General features: G+C 72.9%; 14 protein-coding genes. 6 read left to right on the forward strand and 8 right to left on the reverse strand.

Annotated elements, in window-relative coordinates; genetic code table 11:
• Nucleotides 1-73 precede the first annotated feature (73 nt).
• Nucleotides 74-1249, reverse strand: coding sequence for a maleylpyruvate isomerase N-terminal domain-containing protein (locus CK485_RS01825; protein ID WP_241968094.1), 1176 nt, complete (start codon nucleotides 1247-1249; stop codon nucleotides 74-76).
• Nucleotides 1250-1515: 266 nt separating this feature from the next.
• Nucleotides 1516-2076 carry a sigma factor gene (locus CK485_RS01830; protein ID WP_109446100.1) on the reverse strand — a complete coding sequence of 187 codons (561 nt, stop codon included), beginning with the start codon at nucleotides 2074-2076 and terminating at the stop codon, nucleotides 1516-1518.
• 381 nt (nucleotides 2077-2457) lie between these two features.
• Between CK485_RS01830 and CK485_RS01835 the strand changes: the two genes are divergently transcribed.
• Nucleotides 2458-2832, forward strand: coding sequence for an STAS domain-containing protein (locus CK485_RS01835; RefSeq protein WP_109446102.1), 375 nt, complete (start codon nucleotides 2458-2460; stop codon nucleotides 2830-2832).
• A 109-nt stretch (nucleotides 2833-2941) separates the two neighbouring features.
• Here CK485_RS01835 and CK485_RS01840 read toward each other — a convergent pair whose 3' ends face one another.
• On the reverse strand, nucleotides 2942-4006 hold the full coding sequence (locus CK485_RS01840; protein ID WP_199239197.1) for a GTP-binding protein: 1065 nt from the start codon (nucleotides 4004-4006) through the stop codon (nucleotides 2942-2944).
• Nucleotides 4007-4154: 148 nt separating this feature from the next.
• Complete coding sequence (locus CK485_RS01845; RefSeq protein ID WP_109446106.1) at nucleotides 4155-4763, reverse strand: DsbA family protein; 609 nt, start codon at nucleotides 4761-4763, stop codon at nucleotides 4155-4157.
• A 125-nt stretch (nucleotides 4764-4888) separates the two neighbouring features.
• On the opposite strand from CK485_RS01845, the gene CK485_RS01850 reads away from it, so the two are divergent.
• On the forward strand, nucleotides 4889-5404 hold the full coding sequence (locus CK485_RS01850; RefSeq protein ID WP_109446555.1) for an O-acetyl-ADP-ribose deacetylase: 516 nt from the start codon (nucleotides 4889-4891) through the stop codon (nucleotides 5402-5404).
• A 479-nt stretch (nucleotides 5405-5883) separates the two neighbouring features.
• Nucleotides 5884-6390: an ATP-binding protein gene (locus CK485_RS01855; RefSeq protein ID WP_199239198.1), complete on the forward strand. Its 507-nt coding sequence runs from the start codon at nucleotides 5884-5886 to the stop codon at nucleotides 6388-6390.
• A 223-nt stretch (nucleotides 6391-6613) separates the two neighbouring features.
• On the opposite strand, the gene CK485_RS01860 is transcribed toward CK485_RS01855, so the two are convergent.
• Entirely contained in the window at nucleotides 6614-7270 is a 657-nt protein-coding gene (locus CK485_RS01860) for a flavin reductase family protein (RefSeq protein ID WP_109446108.1), read from the reverse strand.
• Nucleotides 7271-7394: 124 nt separating this feature from the next.
• On the reverse strand, nucleotides 7395-9674 hold the full coding sequence (locus CK485_RS01865; RefSeq protein ID WP_109446110.1) for an acetate--CoA ligase family protein: 2280 nt from the start codon (nucleotides 9672-9674) through the stop codon (nucleotides 7395-7397).
• A 263-nt stretch (nucleotides 9675-9937) separates the two neighbouring features.
• Here CK485_RS01865 and CK485_RS01870 point away from each other — a divergent pair, with 263 nt between their 5' ends.
• Entirely contained in the window at nucleotides 9938-10525 is a 588-nt protein-coding gene (locus CK485_RS01870) for a GNAT family N-acetyltransferase (protein WP_241968063.1), read from the forward strand.
• 176 nt (nucleotides 10526-10701) lie between these two features.
• Here CK485_RS01870 and CK485_RS01875 read toward each other — a convergent pair whose 3' ends face one another.
• Both CK485_RS01875 and CK485_RS01880 read right to left on the reverse strand, forming a co-directional pair.
• Complete coding sequence (locus CK485_RS01875) at nucleotides 10702-10965, reverse strand: hypothetical protein (protein WP_146214476.1); 264 nt, start codon at nucleotides 10963-10965, stop codon at nucleotides 10702-10704.
• A gap of 297 nt (nucleotides 10966-11262) precedes the next feature.
• The gene (locus CK485_RS01880; protein ID WP_109446114.1) at nucleotides 11263-11910 is read right to left on the reverse strand and encodes a TetR family transcriptional regulator; all 648 of its coding nucleotides are present in this window, start codon (nucleotides 11908-11910) and stop codon (nucleotides 11263-11265) included.
• Nucleotides 11911-12717: 807 nt separating this feature from the next.
• Between CK485_RS01880 and CK485_RS01885 the strand changes: the two genes are divergently transcribed.
• Entirely contained in the window at nucleotides 12718-13557 is an 840-nt protein-coding gene (locus tag CK485_RS01885) for a VOC family protein (RefSeq protein ID WP_109446116.1), read from the forward strand.
• 815 nt (nucleotides 13558-14372) lie between these two features.
• Nucleotides 14373-16829 carry a serine/threonine-protein kinase gene (locus tag CK485_RS01890; RefSeq protein ID WP_109446118.1) on the forward strand — a complete coding sequence of 819 codons (2457 nt, stop codon included), beginning with the start codon at nucleotides 14373-14375 and terminating at the stop codon, nucleotides 16827-16829.
• Nucleotides 16830-16969: the final 140 nt, after the last annotated feature.

A 16969-nucleotide genomic window follows, 5' to 3' on the forward strand; every position in this document is an offset into this window, starting at 1 on the left:
GTCCTGTAGCGCGGGACCGTCTTCCTGTAGCGCGGGACGGTCCTCGGGCCGCGGTCTCACCTGACGCGCGAGGTCACATGCGGGACATGCCCGCCGCCGCTGCCAGTACGTCGCTGATCACGGCGCGGTCGCCCTCCTGGCCCGCCGCCAGGTCCTGCGGGCTGCGGTGGCCCGCGGTCAGCTGGCAGAACTCCACGCCGTCCAGCGCGACGTGCGCCACGCTCCCGGCCGCCGTGCCCACCGCCGCCGGGGAGTCCAGCGGGATGTACCAGTCGCCACCGCCCGCCCCCTCGACCTCCAGGTGCAGGGACCGGCCCGGCGCGCCCGCCGCGACCAGCCGGGTGGGCGAGACCGCGAGCCCCGCCCTGCGGCGCCCCGCCAGGACCGCGGGCAGGGTGCGCGCCGCGAGGTCGATCATGCGGTGCAGATGACGCGGCGCGGGCGGGCCGTAGGGGTAGGCGACGGCCTCCGCGATGTCGCCCGCGTGGATCCAGCACTCGTACGCCCGGTCCACGAACGCGTCCCGCAGCGGAAGCCGCGCCGGCCCGTAGGGCACGTCGAGGCCTCCGGCCGCGCGGCCCGCGAACGACACCGTGCGCAGCAGCGCGTGCCCCTGCTCGCGCCAGGTGTCGTGGACCTCGGCGGGCGACCGGTCGCCGAAGCGGTACCAGTACTCCTTGGTCCGTTCCTCCGGGTCGATCGGGTCCCGCGCGCCGGTGCCCAGTGGTTCGCTCATGCCGAGCGCGGCGGCTATGAGCCCGTCGACGGCGGTGAGATGACCGATCACCTCGGCGACCGTGACGTCGCACGAACCGTCGTGCCACTCCAGGCGCACCGACGCGTTCCAGTCGCCGCTGCCCAGATCGCGCAGGAGCGCGTCGAGCCGCGCGGTCTCCGCGTCGTACGGACCGGCCCACTCCGGCACGGGGACGCGGGCCGGACGGCGCCCCAGGCAGTTCTCCAGCACCCGGGCACGCAGCAGCGGGTCGAGGTCCAACGGGTCCTCGGGGCGCAGCAGTTCGACCGCGTTGCGCAGCCGCAGCGCCTCGTCCGCGCACAACGCGCAGTCGGTCAGGTGGGCCTCGACCGCGGCGGTCTCCTCGGGCGAGCAGGCCGACAGCGCCCAGGCACCGAGCAGCGATTTGAGCGTGGCGTGGTCGTAGGAGGGCACCGGCGTCACCGGAGGCACCGGCGCGGGCCCGAGCGGCCGGTCCTCCGCGGCGCCCCGCGGCAGCGGCACCCGGGGCAGCGGTCTGCCGGGCGGAACGGGCCGTGTGGAACCGCCGACCTCCCGCCGCGCCCCGCCGTCGTGCGGGCCGTCGTAAGGCCCCGGGGCGTCGTAACCGCCCCCGTACGCGCTGCCGTTGCCGCCGTACGCGCTGCCGCGGTACGGGTTGCCGCTCCCGTCGTGGCCGGTGTCGTCGGCGGGGGTGCCGTGGTCGTCCCGGCGGCCTGAGCGGTCGGGTTCGTCCGGGCCCTCGGGACCGCGGGGATCGTCGGGGCCGTGGGAGCCGGTCACCTGGTGCCGCCGTGGTGCTCGTGCTGGATCGCGGTGGACAGCATCTGCAGGCCCAGCCGCATCCTGCGGCGCGCCTCCACCTCGGTGAGCCCGAGTTCGTGCGCGGCCTGCCGGTAGTCGCGCCGCTGGAGGTAGGCGAGGTCGAGCGCCGCGCGGATGGACGAGGGCATGGAGTCGCGGATGAAGTCGGCGCGGGCCGCGGTGTTGGCCTCCCGGACGCGTTCCTCGAACTGCTCGGAGATCCGCTCGCCACCCGACGCGACGCGCTCCGCCTCGCAACTGCGCAGCTTGCCGACCGCCTGGCGCTGGGTGAGTGTGGCGATCCAGGAACGCATGTTGCCGTCCTTGGGGTCGTACGCGTCGGGGTTCTCCCAGATGTAGCCGAAGACCTCGCGCGTGATCAGGTCGGCCGCCTCCTCGTCCCCCATGACGCGGTGGGCGAGTCCGTGGACCAGCGCCGCGAAGCGGTCGTACAGCTCGCCGAGCGCGGCCTCCTCGCCGCGGGCGAGCCGCTGCTGCATCTTGCGGTCCCAGCGTGGTGGTGCGGGCGCTGCCATCCGGCCGTCCTTTCTCGGCTCCCCGCTTCCGTGCCCGGTACCGGTCGGCGTAACCGTGCGCGTCGTCATCCGCACCGCCCCGCCTGCCCGTCCTTGCCAGTCAGTGCTCGTCCGTCCTTGCCGTACCCGTCGAATGTATCGGCCGGGTCCGACGGAGTGCGCCCCTTTGCATCAAGCGACAACCGAACGGTTTCGGGTTCTTGCCCAGGGTGAACGTTTCGGGCGATGTGTCGGGTGGGTGTGAACGGGGGATTGCGGGGAAGGGATCGCCGTCACTCGCGCGACGGGGCGGCATCGTGACAGCGTGCCGCCGTCCCGTCACGCGCGGACCGAGGGCGCGGCCCCGGAACACCCGGAGAACGGAAAGGGGCTGCGTAGCCAGTGGCGTTGAGGGTGGAGACGACCGAGCGAAGCGGCTGGACCGTACTGCTCGTCACCGGCGAACTGGACCTCGTGACCTCGCCGGGGGTGCGACAGCAGGTGCACGAGGCGGTCGCGGCGGGACGGCGCGACCTCGTACTCGACCTGTCCGGGGTGCGGTTCTGCGACTCCAGCGGGGTCGGCGTGCTGATCGCCGCGCGACGGCTGATGCGTTCGTGCGCGGGCCGGCTGCGGATCGTGCTGCCCGCGCAGGGCGCCGCGGACGGCTCGCACGTCAACCGGGTGCTGGCGGCGCTCGGCGTACGGCGGCTGTTCGAGGTCTTCGCCGACGTCGACACGGCGGTGGAGGAGAACGCGCGACCGCTTTCTGCGTAGGGGTCGTGTCCTGGCCGCCCGACGGATGGCATGGTCAGCGGGAGCGTGCGGTCGGCGGATCGCGTGGAGCCGGCACGCGGTCGGGGCCGCGCCCGCCCGGGCGGCGGGCTCAGGTCTCCAGGTACCGCAGCACGGGCATCATGCGGTGCGGGTCCGCCCCGGCGGCGAGGGGCTGGTCGGCGCAGGCTTCGAGGCCCTTTGTCAGCGCCTCGGTGTCGATGCCGCTGCCGATGAAGACCAGTTGGGTCAGCCGCGGCTCGGACCGGCGCCAGGGGGTGCTGCGGAAGCGCAGGTAGTTGCCCACGGTGTGCAGGGCGTACTTCTCGTCCTGCCCGGGCGCGCCGAAGTGCACGAAGCCCTTGATCCGGAAGACGCCGGGCGGGCGGGTGTCCATGAAGTCCATGAACGCCCTTGGGTCCAGCGGGAGTTCGCAGGTGTACGACATCGTCTGGTAGGTCGCGTGCGGATGGGCCTCATGGCCGTGGTGTCCGTCGCCGTGGTGTCCGCACCCGGCGTCCTGCTCGTGCCCGCCCCCGGAGTCCGCCTCGGCGCGCAGGTCGTCGAAGGACAACTGGCGTACGGCGGGCTCCCCGGCCGGCCGCCGGTGCCGGTCGAAGAGCAGCTCGGGGTCTACCCGGCCGTGCGCGGTGGTCACCACCGGGGTGTCCGGCGCGAGAGCGGACAGACGGCCGAGGAGCCGTTCGCGTCCGGTGGCGTCCACGCGGTCGGTCTTGTTGAGGACGATCAGGTCCGCGCAGCGCAGGTGGACGTCCAGCTCGGGGTGGCGCTCCCGCGTCGACTCGAACTCGGCGCCGTCGACCAGCTCGACGAGTCCGCCGTAGGAGACGCGCTGGTTGCCGCTGGCCAGCAGCATGCGGATCAGTTCGCGGGGCTCGGCCAGTCCGCTCGCCTCGATGACCACGACGTCGATGCCCGCGCCGGGCCGGGTGAGCTTGCGCAGCATGTCGTCCAGGTCGCCCGCGTCGACCGCACAGCACATGCAGCCGTTCCCCAGGGTCACCATCGAGTCGACCTGCCCCGCGACGGACAGGGCGTCGATGTTGACGGCGCCGAAGTCGTTGACGACGACGCCGATGCGGGTCCCGCCGCTGTTGCGAAGGAGGTGGTTGAGCAGGGTGGTCTTCCCGGCGCCGAGGAAGCCCGCGAGGATCATGACGGGAATCCGGCTCCTGGCCACCGTGCTGCCTTTCTCGGTACGGACCTCGGGGGACGGCCCCTCGGGGCCGGCGGGCCGTCGTGGGACGGGCCCGCGCTGGCCCCCGGTGGAGCTACGAGGCTACTACCGCGCGCCGCGCCGGCCGTCAGCCGAAGTCCAGCTCCCCCGTCCTGGTGCGCTTCAACTCGAAGAAGTCCGGATAGCCGGCGAGCAGCCGGACGCCGTCGAAGACCCGGAGGGCGTCCTCGCCGCGCGGAACGGAGCTCAGCACGGGTCCGAAGAAGGCGACGCCGTCGACGTGGAGGGTCGGGGTGCCGACCTCCTCACCGACCGGGTCCATGCCCTCGTGGTGGCTCTTGCGCAGTGCCTCGTCGTGGTCGGTGCCGTGGGCTGCCGCGACGAGCTGGGTGGGCAGTCCGGCCTCGGCCAGGGCCTCCGTGATCAGTTCGTCGGACACCTCGCGGTCGGCGTTGTGGATGCGGGTGCCGAGCGCGGTGTAGAGGTCGCGCAGGACCTCCTCGCCGTGCGCCTGGGCGGCGGCGACGCAGACGCGCACGGGTCCCCAGCCGGTGGCGAGCAGCCGCTCGTACCGCTCGGGCAGCCCCTCGCGGCCCTCGTTCAGCACGGACAGGCTCATCACACGAAAGCGCAGGTCGATGTCGCGTTGGCGTTCGACCTCCAGGATCCAGCGGGAGGTGATCCAGGCGAAGGGGCAGACGGGATCGAAGTAGAAGTCAACCTTGGTCTTGGTCATACTCGCAGGCTAGACGCCGGATGGCCTGGAAACGAGGGCCGGTCGCAGGCCGGACGAGTGGGCCATTGAGGGGCTGCCGTGGTGCGCGGACCGGCCCTGCGCGGTGCGAGGATGGCCCCATGGCCATGGCACGCATCGTTCTCGTCCGGGGCGACATCACCGCGCAGCGCGTCGACGCCGTCGTCAACGCGGCCAACTCCTCGCTGCTGGGCGGCGGAGGGGTGGACGGCGCGATCCACCGCAAGGGCGGCCCCGAGATCCTGGCCGCCTGCCGGGAGTTGAGGGCGTCGCACTACGGCGGCGGGCTGCCCACCGGGCGGGCGGTGGCCACCACCGCGGGGCGGCTGCACGCGCGCTGGGTCATCCACACCGTGGGCCCGGTCTGGTCGGCGCACGAGGACCGTTCGGAGCTGCTGGCGTCCTGCTACCGCGAATCGCTGCGTGTCGCTGGGGAGTTGGCGGCGCGCACGGTCGCCTTCCCGGCGATCTCCACGGGTGTCTACGGCTGGCCGATGGACGACGGGGCGCGGATCGCGCTGCGCACCGTGCGTGAGTCGGCCGGGGAGGACGTCGAAGAGGTGCGGTTCGTGCTGTTCGGCGAGGCGGCCTACGAGGCGTTCGCGGCGGCGTCGGACGCGTAGCCGCGAGGCGGCGGAGAAGCCGGGCCGGACTCGGGGCGAGCCCGCCTCCCGCACTGGTCGGCGGCATCCTGCCTGCGAAATGCGGTGGTTTGCCCGGAATAAAGGGTCACCGAGCGTTGATATCGGGTTGTGTCCTAGGTGTGACTCGTCACGGCGTGGAGTCAGGGCCGTGCTCAGGTACGCTCCATCGGGTGCGAGTGCTTCGGTTGCGCGAGGAACGCGGCGGTGCCCCAGTGGCGGCCGGTGCGCGGCAGCGCGATGTTCGCCAGACGCACGTCGGGCTCACGGAGCGCGTTGAGCGCGGAGCTTACAGTAAGCGCGGGCCGGCGCGCGACTTCGCTGCCGCATCCCGTGGGAATATGCCGGAAGCGCTTGTTGCGGTGACTGAACGTCAATCATGCTGTCTTTCGTCGGCGTCACGTTCCGTGACGAGGTGGAAGCGCGAGGCGATGTGTCCGCCGGTTCGGATGGTGTGAACGGTGCAGGTGCTTCAGGTGCAGTTGGAGGTACGCCCTGACCCGGCGGAGGTGGGCCGGGCCCGCAGATGGGCCCGTTCCCGGCTCCAGGGCTCCGGCATAGGCGCGGACGAGCCACTGGCCGAGACCCTGCTCCTGCTGATCTCCGAACTCGTCACCAACGCCGTCGTGCACACCGGCTGCCCGGCCGTCCTGCGCATGCTCTTCCCGCAGCCCGAGGTCCCGGAGGCGGGGACCGTACGGGTCGAGGTCGCCGACTCCAGCGAACGCCCGCCCACCCCGCGTCACGCGCGCGGCGACGACACCGGCGGCCGCGGCCTGGAACTCGTCGACGGCCTCGCCGACCGGTGGGGCTGGCAGCGTGAGGGGTCCGGCAAGCACATCTGGTGCGAGGTCGACCGCTGCGCGTCGGCCGGTCCCCCCGCCCCGCCCGCGGCGCCGGTGACGGCTCTGGCCGGCTGGGGCCTCGTGCCGCGCTCGGAAACCCCGCTGCCCGACCGCGTGCGCTGACTCGCCTGCCGTGCGCCGGCCGCCCCCGTCGTTCGCCGGTGCGGGACGTGCGCCGACAAGCCGTGGGTGACGCACCCAGGACCGCCTGCTGGTGCGTCCGCATCGACGCGGACGGGCCAACTCGTCCTCCTGCCCCTGGTCTGGCCATCCGGCGCCGGGCGACGCCGGGACTCCGGAAGGGCACCGCGATCCCGGTCACCGCGTGAGACGTGGGGCGCGTGGCTCAGGCGAGGCCGCCGAACCGGCCGCGGTGGAAGAGCAGCGGAGGGAGCGGCTCCGGCGCGGTGCCCAGGTCCTTGACGCGGCCGACGACGACGAGATGGTCGCCCCCGGTGTGCACCGCGTGCACCTCGCAGTCGACCCACGCCGCTACCCCCGCGAGCACCGGCGCACCGGTCACGGGGGCGGGCGTCCAGTCGACCCCGGCGAACTTGTCGGCACCGCTGACCGCGAAGGCACGGCACAGCGCCTCCTGCCCGGCCGCCAGCACGTTGACGCAGAAGACCCCGGCGCGGGCGATGCGCGGCCAGCTGCCCGACGTACGGGCCACCATGAAGGCCACGAGCGGGGGTTCGAGGGAGAGCGACGAGAAGGACTGGCAGGCGAACCCGGCGGGCGCGGGCGAAAGAGGCGCCTTCACGTCGGCGTCGAACGCGTCCGGCACCTCCTGCGTGACCCCTGGTGCGGTGACGACGGTGACGCCGCTGGCGAAGTGCCCCAGTACGTCGCGGAATCGCGCGGTGTCGAACGGCGCCCGCTCGTCCTCCCGAACCGCCCGCAACTCGGGCCTGGGAAGCGCCTCCACCGGTTCGGCGCAGGTCGCGGCGCCGACCGACCTGAGGTAGCGGACGGCTGCGGCGGCCATCCCCGCGTGTCCCATCACGCCGTCAATTGAAGCTGACGCGGCCCTGGTTAGGAAGGGGGGCGGGTGGCAGCCCCGAACGGCATGCGTCCCCAGCACGCGCCCCCGCCCCGCACCACTCCGCGCCGCCGCGAGTCCCGGTTCAACGGCAGACGGCGTTGGCATCCAGCGCCACCGCGCCCTGCCCGCGCGGCAGCACCATCAGGGGGTCGACGTCCAACCCGGCCAGTTCGTCGCCGAGTTCCATGGCGATGCGTTGCACACGCAGGATGACGTCGACCAGCGCGTCGACATCGGCGGGGGGCCGCCCCCGTACCCCGTCCAGGAGGGTGCGCCCCGGCAGTTCGCGAAGCATCCGGCGTGCCTCGGCCTCCGTGAAGGGCGGTACGCGAATGGCCGGCCCCCGCAGGACCTCCCCGAACACGCCGCCGAGCCCCACCGTCACGGCGGGCCCGAACAAGCCGTCGTCGGTGACTCCGACGGCCATCTCGACGCCGGGTTCGACCATCTGGCAGACGAGGACGCCGTCGAGGCCGACGCCTTCGTGGCGGGCGATGTCGGTCAGATCCCGGTACGCGTCGCGCACCTGGCTCGCCGACGTCAACCCGAGCTTGACCAAGCCGCGTTCGGCCCTGCGGGCGAGTTGTGCTCCGGAGGCCTTCATGACCACGGGGTAGCCGACCTGCCCGGCCGCCCTGACCGCCCCGGCGGCGCTGGTGACGAGGTGCTCGCGCGGCACGCGGACGCCGTACGCCCGCAGCAGTCGCTTCGCCCCGTGCTCGCTCAGCCGCCGGCCCGGACGCAGGAGCGCGCGGGCTCCGCGCGCGGAAGGGGACGCGGTACGCGGCGCGCTCTCGAACGGAGAACGGTGACCGGCGACGAACCGGTGGTGGTCCAGGTAAGCCCTGACAGCGGTGACGCAGCTGCCGAACGTACGAAACGTGGCGACGCGGGACGAACGCAGTAGCGTGCGCCGATAAGCCGTCTCCGTACCCACCGGTGAACCCCACACGACGCACACCAGCTTGTCCGTACGTTCCGCCGCGTCCGCCAGTTGCCGCACGAGTACGTCGCTCATCGGCGGAAACGGGCTGGTGATCGGGCAGATCAGGACGCCCACCGAAGGGTCGGACAAGATGGCGTCGACGATTTTCGGCCCGTGACGTCCGCCCACCGACCGGCCGCAGTGCTCCACCGGGTTGGCCACGCTCAGGGGGCCGGGTATCCACTGGCGCAACTCGGCCTGCTCCTCGGCACCGAGCAGGGGTACCCGCAGTCCGGCCGCCGTCACCAGGTCGCGGAAGCGCGCGCCGGTGCCGCCGGCTCCGCTGATGCCCACAGCGCTGCCGGAGGGGGCGTACACGGCGACGCCATCCGCTTTCGGAGGACGGGCGCGGGCGAGCAGCGCGGCCGTGTCCTGCAACCGGTCGGGCGCGTCCACCGTGATGACGCCGAACTGGCGGAGGGCCGCGTCCGTGACCGCGTCGGAGGCGTTCGGCCCGTCCGTGCGGTCTCCGTCCTCTGCGCGCCTGCCGTCCTCCGTACGCGTTCCGACCTCCGTACGCGTTCCGGCCTCCGTACGGCCGGATGTGAGCGCGACGACGGGCACGCCACGTCGTGCCGCGTGGTCTGCGGCGAGCAGGAACGCCCTGCCGTCCCTGAGCCCTCGCACGTGTACGGCAATCGCTCCGACCTCGGGCCGCTCGGCGAAGTACGTGACGAAGTCGGCCACTTCGAGGTCGGCCTCGTCGCCTGTGACCGCCCAGTGGCTGACCCGTACGCCCAACTCCTGGAGGGCGAGGACCGGGTGGCCCTGGTCGCCGTACTGGGTGACCAACGCGATGCCGGGGCCGCCGAGATCGTCGCGTAAGTGCGTGAAGGCGTCGAGGCCGGTGGCGGGCCCCAGCAGCCGCAGGCCGGAACCGGCGACAGCGTCGGCCAGACGCCGCCCCGCCTCGCCACCGGGCCCTGCGGCCACCTCGGAGCCGGCACCGGGGACGACGGCGAACCGCGCTTTGGCGGCGGCGAGTTCCTTCAGATCACGCAGGGGGTCGGCGGCCAGGAGGACGGCGAGGTCCACCGGGCACTGAAGCTCCGCGACGGACGGACAGCACGGCACGCCGAAGACGGCCGCGCGACGAGGGTGCACGGGGAGGAGCCGGGCGCCCAGCCGTTCGGCCCAGACCATGATGTGCCGCGTGACGGCGGCGTCGGGACTGCCGTCGGCGTCGCACGCCCCGACGACGGCTACCGTGCGGGGACGGAAGAGCGCGTCCAGGTCGGGGACGGACGCGTGCAGTGGACGGCCGCTCACGTCGAGGTCCGTGGTGTCGCCGACGTGGGGTCCCCGGCGTTCACCGCAGGCGACTGCGTGCGTCGTGCGCGGATCGGTGCTGAGGGTTCCGTGTGTGGATCCAAGCATGGGCCCCGTCCGATTCTGGTGAGCCTGCCAACAGAATTGACGCACAGTCAGGTTACTGGAGCGTTGGGTGGGCGGGAACCGGGCGGCACGGTAAAGGTTTGCCGTTCAGCGGGGCTCGTGGGACTGCGGGGATCGCGGTGGTCACGGCGTGATCGCGCCTTTCGGGTCCGTGCGCGCCGCAAGCGGCACCGTGGCCGGGCCGGCGTGCGGGTGGACCGGCTCCGTACGGGATCGCCTCGTCCTTCCCGGTGTTGAATGAGACTGTGCTGCGACCGGTGGAGATCGAGGCGTACGGGCTGCTGCTCCGACCGTGGGAGGAGGACGACGCCCCCGAGGCGCTGCGCGGACTGACCGATCCGGACTACCTGCGCTGGAACCCTCCGGCGGCCAGGCCCGTTGAGGACATCGAGGGGGCGATCGACTTCGTGCGGACCCGCGCCCTGGGCTGGCGGCGCGGTGAGACGGCGTCGTTCGCGGTCCTGGAGGACGGTGTCATACGCGGCCACATCGGCCTCAACAGCATCGACCCGCGAACGTGCGGCGGGCGGGTCGGCTACTGGACGTTGCCCGAGGCGCGGGGCCGCCGCCTCGCGTCGCGCGCTCTGGAAGCCTGTACGCGCTGGGCGTTCCGCGATCTGGGGCTGCACCGCCTGGAACTGGGGCACGCGGTCGGCAACGGGCCGTCCTGCGGCGTCGCCCGGCGCTGCGGGTACGCGTACGAGGGCACGCTGCGCGACGCGCTGCCCGACGCGGGCGGCGGCTTCCACGCCGTGCACCTGCACGCCCGCCTCGCCACGGATCCGGCGCCCGACGTCACCGACGCGCCGACGGCGAACAGTACCGACGCGTAGCGGCGGAGATCGTTGACGGCTCGCGGGCGCCGAGGCGGGGATGAACGCTCCGGGCGCCCCCGTCCACGCGCATGCCGCACCGCTTGGTCCGGTAGGCCGCCCACCCCCGTCCACGCGCACGCCGCACCGCTTGACCCGGTAGGCCGCCGACCGATCACCGCGTTCGCGCCCGCACGTCACACCGGAGGTTGCTCGCGCTCCTTCTGCCGCTTTCTGCGCATCAGGCCGACGGTGCTGAGCGTCTGCGCGATCGCCACCAGTGTCAGGACCACGCCCAGCAGCCTGCGAGACGTCGAGCCGTCACCCCAGAACTGCCAGCTGATCCAGAGCAGTCCGAAGAGAATCCAGATGACGAGGTGCGTCCGCAGCAAAGTCCAGGAACTGTCCTCGGTCGGAGTGAGCCGGCGCATGGCGGAACTCTTCGGCGTCTCTTGTCGCATGCCCCGATCATGCCTGGGAACGGCGGGTACCACGTGGCAGCGCGAGGGGCGCGCGAGGAGTAGGAGGAGTGGACGCTGCCGCAGTGGCGCGCACGGGGGATGTCACCTGTGGGCGGCGGTCATCTGGGCCAGGGGCAGGGCGCCGGCTCTTGGGCGCGGGGGTTGACGGGGCCCGGACACGCGCGAGCGGGCGCCTGGACCGGCAACCTCCCCCGAGGACCGGCAGACGCCCGCGTCGTTGCGTGGCAGGACTGATGGATGACGTTAATACGAGAAACGGCCGAAGCGGGCAGGGGCCTACTTCGTTGGCTTCTTGCCGGTGACGCCGAGGTGCACGAGAAGCGCCAGGTTCGGCTTCAACTCGGCCTGCTTGACGCCCCAGGACTGGAAGCCCTTCTGGTGCGCGGCCGCCGCGGCGAGCATGACGACCAGTGAACCGGCCATCGCCGCCGGGCTGACCGACTTGTCGACCTTCCCCTTGCTCTGCAACTCCTTGATGGAGTCGGTGAGGGAGTTGGTCACGGCGTTGAGGATCTTCATACGGATCTTGTAGAACCGTTTGTCCCCTTCGGCCGCTCCGAGGTCCACGACGCGCAGGATGGCGTCGTTCTTGCGCCAGAAGGTGAGGAAACCGTCCACCAGGTCCTCGGCCGTGGCGTAGGCGGACTTGCCCACCCAGTTGCGGCCGGCGACCAGATCGGTGAGGGTCGCGCCTTCCTTGGCCATGTCCTCCGCGAGTTCGAGGACGGCGCCCTCGACGTCGGGGAAGTACTGGTAGAACGTTGCGGGGGAGGTACCCGCCATCCGGGCGACGTCGATGACCTTGACGTCCCGGTACGGGTGGGTGCTGAGCATCTCGCTGAGGCATTCGAGCAGCTTCTGCCGCGTCGCCTGCCCGCGGCGCCCGGCAACCCGGCCGTCGACGGTGCGAACTTGTCCTGTCATGCCGTCAGTTTACCTTCGGGTGATCAGCGCGCGATTCGGCGGCCTGCAAATGGGGAGGGGGCTCCCCGTGACCATGAACACGCAGGTCAGCGCCGGTTACCCAGCGTGCTTCGTCAGATGCCTGATGGGCAAAGGGAACTGGGACGGCGTCGGTGGAAGGCCGTCGTCCCACGCTGCGTCATGCCACCCCGTGTGATTTCTGGGTCGTTTTATCGGGTCAACTGGACGTGGAATTGGGAGGAGCGGCGCGCGGGTCCGCTCTTGGGGGGTGCGGAATCGATCGGGGCGGCGGGACCGGTTCTCACGCGAGGCGGTTCGGTTCGGCGGTGCGGGCTGCGGGGACTGCGCGGGCTGCGCCGACTGCGCTGGCGGTGTCTACTGCGCCGACTGTGCCTCCGGTGGGCGGCGATCGTTCCTCCGTCGGCCAGTCTGGGGGCCTCGCTCGCGCCGCTCCTTCCGTGGGAGCGGGTGAGGCGTGCACGCACTCCCGCGGAAGGAGTGGCGGGTCGGGCGGGCATGCCTGACGCGGCCGATGGGTGACGACCGGTCCGCTCCGAGGCGCCGTTCCGGGGGTGCGGCGGCGCGGATCCAGGGGTGCGGCAGGGCGCGGAGATGATGACCCTGGGGCGCCGGGCGCATCCGCTCGGAGCCGCCCCATGAGGGGGCGCGGCATGCTGGGGATAAATTGCTCACCTGTTCGAGTGGAGGTTGTCCACAGGCCGGGCGAAAGCCCTGAACGGGGATTAGCGTGGCTATCACGACATCCCCCCGGCCGAGGGGATGCCTCGCACGGGAGGAGCCACGGCCATGGACGCATTCGTTGCGGGGGAGCCCTGCTGGGCGGACGCGATGCTCCCCGACCTGGAAGCGGGCAAGCGCTTCTACGGAGAACTGCTGGGCTGGACGTTCGACGAGGGCGACGACGAGCGCCACTCCTACACGCTGGCCCGCCGGGACGACAAGATCGTCGCCGGCCTGATCGCCAAGCCGGACGGGCGGATGCCCACCGTCTGGAACGTCTACTTCGCCTCGCCCGATCTCACCGGCACGGCGGCGAGGGTCCGCAAGGCGGGCGGTCAGATCATCACCGGCCCCGCGGTGGTCGGCGAGGCGGGCTCGCTGCTGATGGCCGCCGATCCCGCGGACGCGGTGTTCGGGGTCTGGCAGGGAGCGGGGCACGAGGGCTTCCAGGAAAGGAACGGACCGGGTTCGTTCTGCTGGACCGAGCTGTACACCCGGGACAAGGACGCGGTGGACCCCTTCTACCGGCAGGTCTTCGGCTTCGACGCTGAGCAGATCGGCCAGGCGGACGGCCCCTTCGACTACGAGGTGTGGACCGTGAGGGGCGATCGGGAGCCGGGAGGCGAGCAGGCCGGAAAGGAGGGGGACGCGGAAGGGGAACAGAAGGTCTACGTGGGCGGCCGGATGCGCATGGGTACGGACTTCCCCGCCGAGCTGCCCTCGCATTTCGTCGTGTACTTCGGCGTCGAGGACTGCGACCGGGCGGTGGCGACGGTTCGCAAGCTGGGCGGCAAGGTCGACCGGGAGCCCCAGGACAGTCCGCACGGACGGCTGGCATCGGTCACCGACAACCAGGGCACGCACTTCACGGTGATCGACATATCGAGTCGGACCGGGGAGGAGTAGGCACCCGGGCTGGCCCTGGCTGGGTCCGCTGGGCCGTCGGCGCGGCCTGCCCCGGCTGCCCTCGCACTGCGGCGCACCGGCGGCCCCCGGCGACACGTGCTGCGGCGGGGCCGGGGGTCCGCCGCGCTGCCGCCCCGTCGCTCCCGTGCCTCGACACCCCGTCGCCCCGTGTGACCGGCCGCTCCGGCGCCCCGACGCCCCGGCGCTCCGGCGGGCCTCGGCCCGGCGTGCATTGGCCCGGCCTCACCGGCTCACCGCCTACGGGCTCACCGCCTACCGGCTCACCGCCTACCGGCTCACCGCCCTCCGGGCTCACCGCCTACCGGCTCACCGCCTACCGGCTCACCGCCTACCGGCTCACCGCCTACCGGCTCACCGCCCTCCGGGCTCACCGCCCTCCGGGCTCACCGCCTACCGGCTCACCGCCCTCCGGGCTCACCGCCCTCCGGGCTCACCGCCCACCGGCTCGCCGCCCCCACAACCACCGTCCACCACCCCGTCGCCCCACGTCCCGCCCGCCGACATATGCCAACTAAACCGACAATCCCGCATAACAGCCCCTTTCCCTCCTTCTGTAGGTCGACTCGCCGTCTTCGGTGTAAGGGCGGGCTGCGCCGAAGTGCCCGGATGTGGTCTGACCTGCGGGTCCTTGGGGGCATGGGGTGGACGGGGGCGGGGTGCGCCGCACGGGCGCGCGCCCCAGGTTCGCAACGGGGACGTATCCCAGGAAGAATCAGCAGCCGACCCCGGGACGGTCGGCGGTGAGTGGTCGCCCGAGGCTGCAAGAATTCGGGGGACGGGGAGGTGGCAGGGCAGTGGTGGAGCAGCTGACGCAGCACGACCCGAGACGGATCGGTCCTTTCGAGGTCCTCGGGCGGCTCGGCGCCGGCGGCATGGGCTTGGTCTATCTCGCCCGCTCGGCGTCCGGCCGGCGCGTGGCGATCAAGACGGTGCGTGCCGAGCTGGCGGAGGACCAGCTGTTCCGGGTCCGTTTCACGCGCGAGGTCGAGGCGGCGCGGGCGGTCAGCGGCTTCTACACCGCCGCGGTGGTCGACGCCGACCCGCGGGCCGCGGTGCCGTGGCTGGCGACCGCCTACGTCCCGGCCCCCTCGCTCGAGGAGATAATCAACGAGTCGGGGCCGCTGCCCGCGCAGGCGGTGCGCTGGCTGGCCGCCGGGATCGCCGAGGCGTTGCAGTCCATCCATGGCGCGGGGCTGGTCCACCGCGACCTCAAGCCGTCCAACGTGCTGGTGGTCGAGGACGGACCCCGGGTGATCGACTTCGGTATCGCGAGCGGGGTGTCCAACACCCGGCTGACGATGACCAACGTCGCCGTGGGCACGCCCGCTTACATGTCGCCGGAGCAGGCGAAGGACTCGCGCAGCGTCACCGGGGCGAGCGACATCTTCTCGCTGGGGTCGACGCTGGTGTTCGCGGCGACGGGGCACGCGCCGTTCCGGGGCGCCAATCCGGTCGAGACCGTCTTCATGCTGTTGCGCGAGGGGCCCGATCTGACCGGACTGCCGGACGAGTTGCGGCCGTTGATCGAGTCGTGCATGCGGATGGAGGCCGGGCACCGGCCCAGTCCGGCTGATCTACAGGCCCAGTTGGCGCCGCACCTGTTCTCCTCCGCGGACGACGGGGGGACGGTCTCCGCCTGGCTGCCCCCGCACGCGGTCGCGATGATCGAGCAGCGCAGCGGTCGTCGCAGTGCCGCCGCGGCGGCAGCGGCGGCGGCGGCCGGAGCGCCCGCTCGGGCCTCGGCGCCGCCACGCGGCCCGGCCGTCGGCGCTCCCCCCGGGCCCGCGCCGCACTCCGCGCCCCCCATGCCCGCGCAACCGCCCGCCCGAGGCGACCTGGTGGGCGCCGGTGGCGACGGCGGATCGGTCAAGCTCGCGGGGAACGTGCCGATAGGGCCGGGACCGCGCGTGGCGGACGCCAAGGATCCGCGGGGCGCGGCAGCCGGCGCCGGGCCCGCGATCGACTGGTCCGCCCGAGGGCACGGCCCCGCGCCCACGAACGCCCCCGCCCGCGACGACGCCGGAGCCGACGCCCCGGCGCGGCTTGCCGACGGCGGCGCCGCCGCGCACAACGGCCGCCCTGCGACACCCCCGCACCGCGCCCCCCTCCCCGCCCAGCAGCCGGAGCCGCACCACCGCGACGTCCGCTGGCGTCCCTGGCGCTTCCGGATGTCGAACGACGTGTGGGGCACCCCGGCCGTCGCCGCCGACCGGCTCTACGTCACGTCGTTCGAGGTGCACGCGCTCGATGTGGCCACCGGGCAGCGGCAGTTCAAGACCCGTGACGTCGCGTGGACGATGAGCGTCGAGGACGGCCGCATCCTCGCCTCGGACGGGCCGAGCCTGTACGCGCTGGGCGCCGCCGACGGCGGTGAGTTGTGGCGTACCGCGGTGGACGGCTGGGTGTACGCGCTGCGGGCGGGCGCGGGCGTGGTGGTCACCGGAGTGCGCGGCGGCGGGGTGCGGGCCTGGGACGCGGCCACCGGCGAGCCGCGGTGGGAGCGTTCCGACGCGCAGACCGACTACGAGTCACCGGACGCGGGCCCGGCCCTGGTCGACGGCGTCGTCTACTACCGGGGCGGTGGGCGGCTGTTCGCGCTCGACGCCCGCTCCGGCGCGGAGCGCTGGTCGCACCCGCTGGGCGAGGAGGCGGCCGGAACGATGCCGGTGCGGCCCGAGGTCGCCGACGGGCGGGTTCACGCGACGGTGGGCAGCCGGGTGCTGGCGCTCGGCGTCGCGGACGGCGCCGAGCACTGGCGCTTCGACGCGCCCGCGGTCCTCTTCGCGCCCCCCGCGTACGCCGCGGGTGGCGTGTACGCGGTCGACTACCTCGGCACCGTCTACGCGCTGGACGCCCGCGGCGGTGCCGAGCGCTGGCGGGTCGCCACCGAGGCCCGGCAGTCCGCCGAGCCGTTGCTGGTCACGGACGGCCTGGTCCACCTCGGCAGTGGCAGCGCGCTCTACACCCTGGACGCGGCGGCGGGGACGCCCAAGTGGCGCTTCCCGACGCAGGGCGAGGTGGTCGGCGCACCGGTCGCGGCGGAAGGCCGGCTGCACTTCGGCTCGATGGACCACTGCCTCTACACGGTGGACGCGATCAGCGGCCAACTGCGCTGGAAGCTGGAGACCGGCGGCGAGATCACCGGAGCACCGGTCGTGCGGGACGGCGTGGTGTACGCGTGCAGCAAGGACCGCTGCGTGTACGCACTGGACGCCGGAAAGGGCACGGGGTCCCGCAGGCAGGAAGCCTGACCCGAGCATCCGTACCCGCAGCAGGCCGGAGGCCCGACCACAGCACCACCGGCTGTCGTCGGGCCTCCGGCCTGACGCGGATCGAACGCGGCGCGGCTTCGCGCGCATGAAGGAAGCGGGCATGCAAAAGGGGTGGCGAC

Origin of the sequence: Streptomyces sp. ICBB 8177 (genome assembly GCF_003144095.1) — a bacterium.
Lineage (GTDB): Bacteria > Actinomycetota > Actinomycetes > Streptomycetales > Streptomycetaceae > Streptantibioticus_D.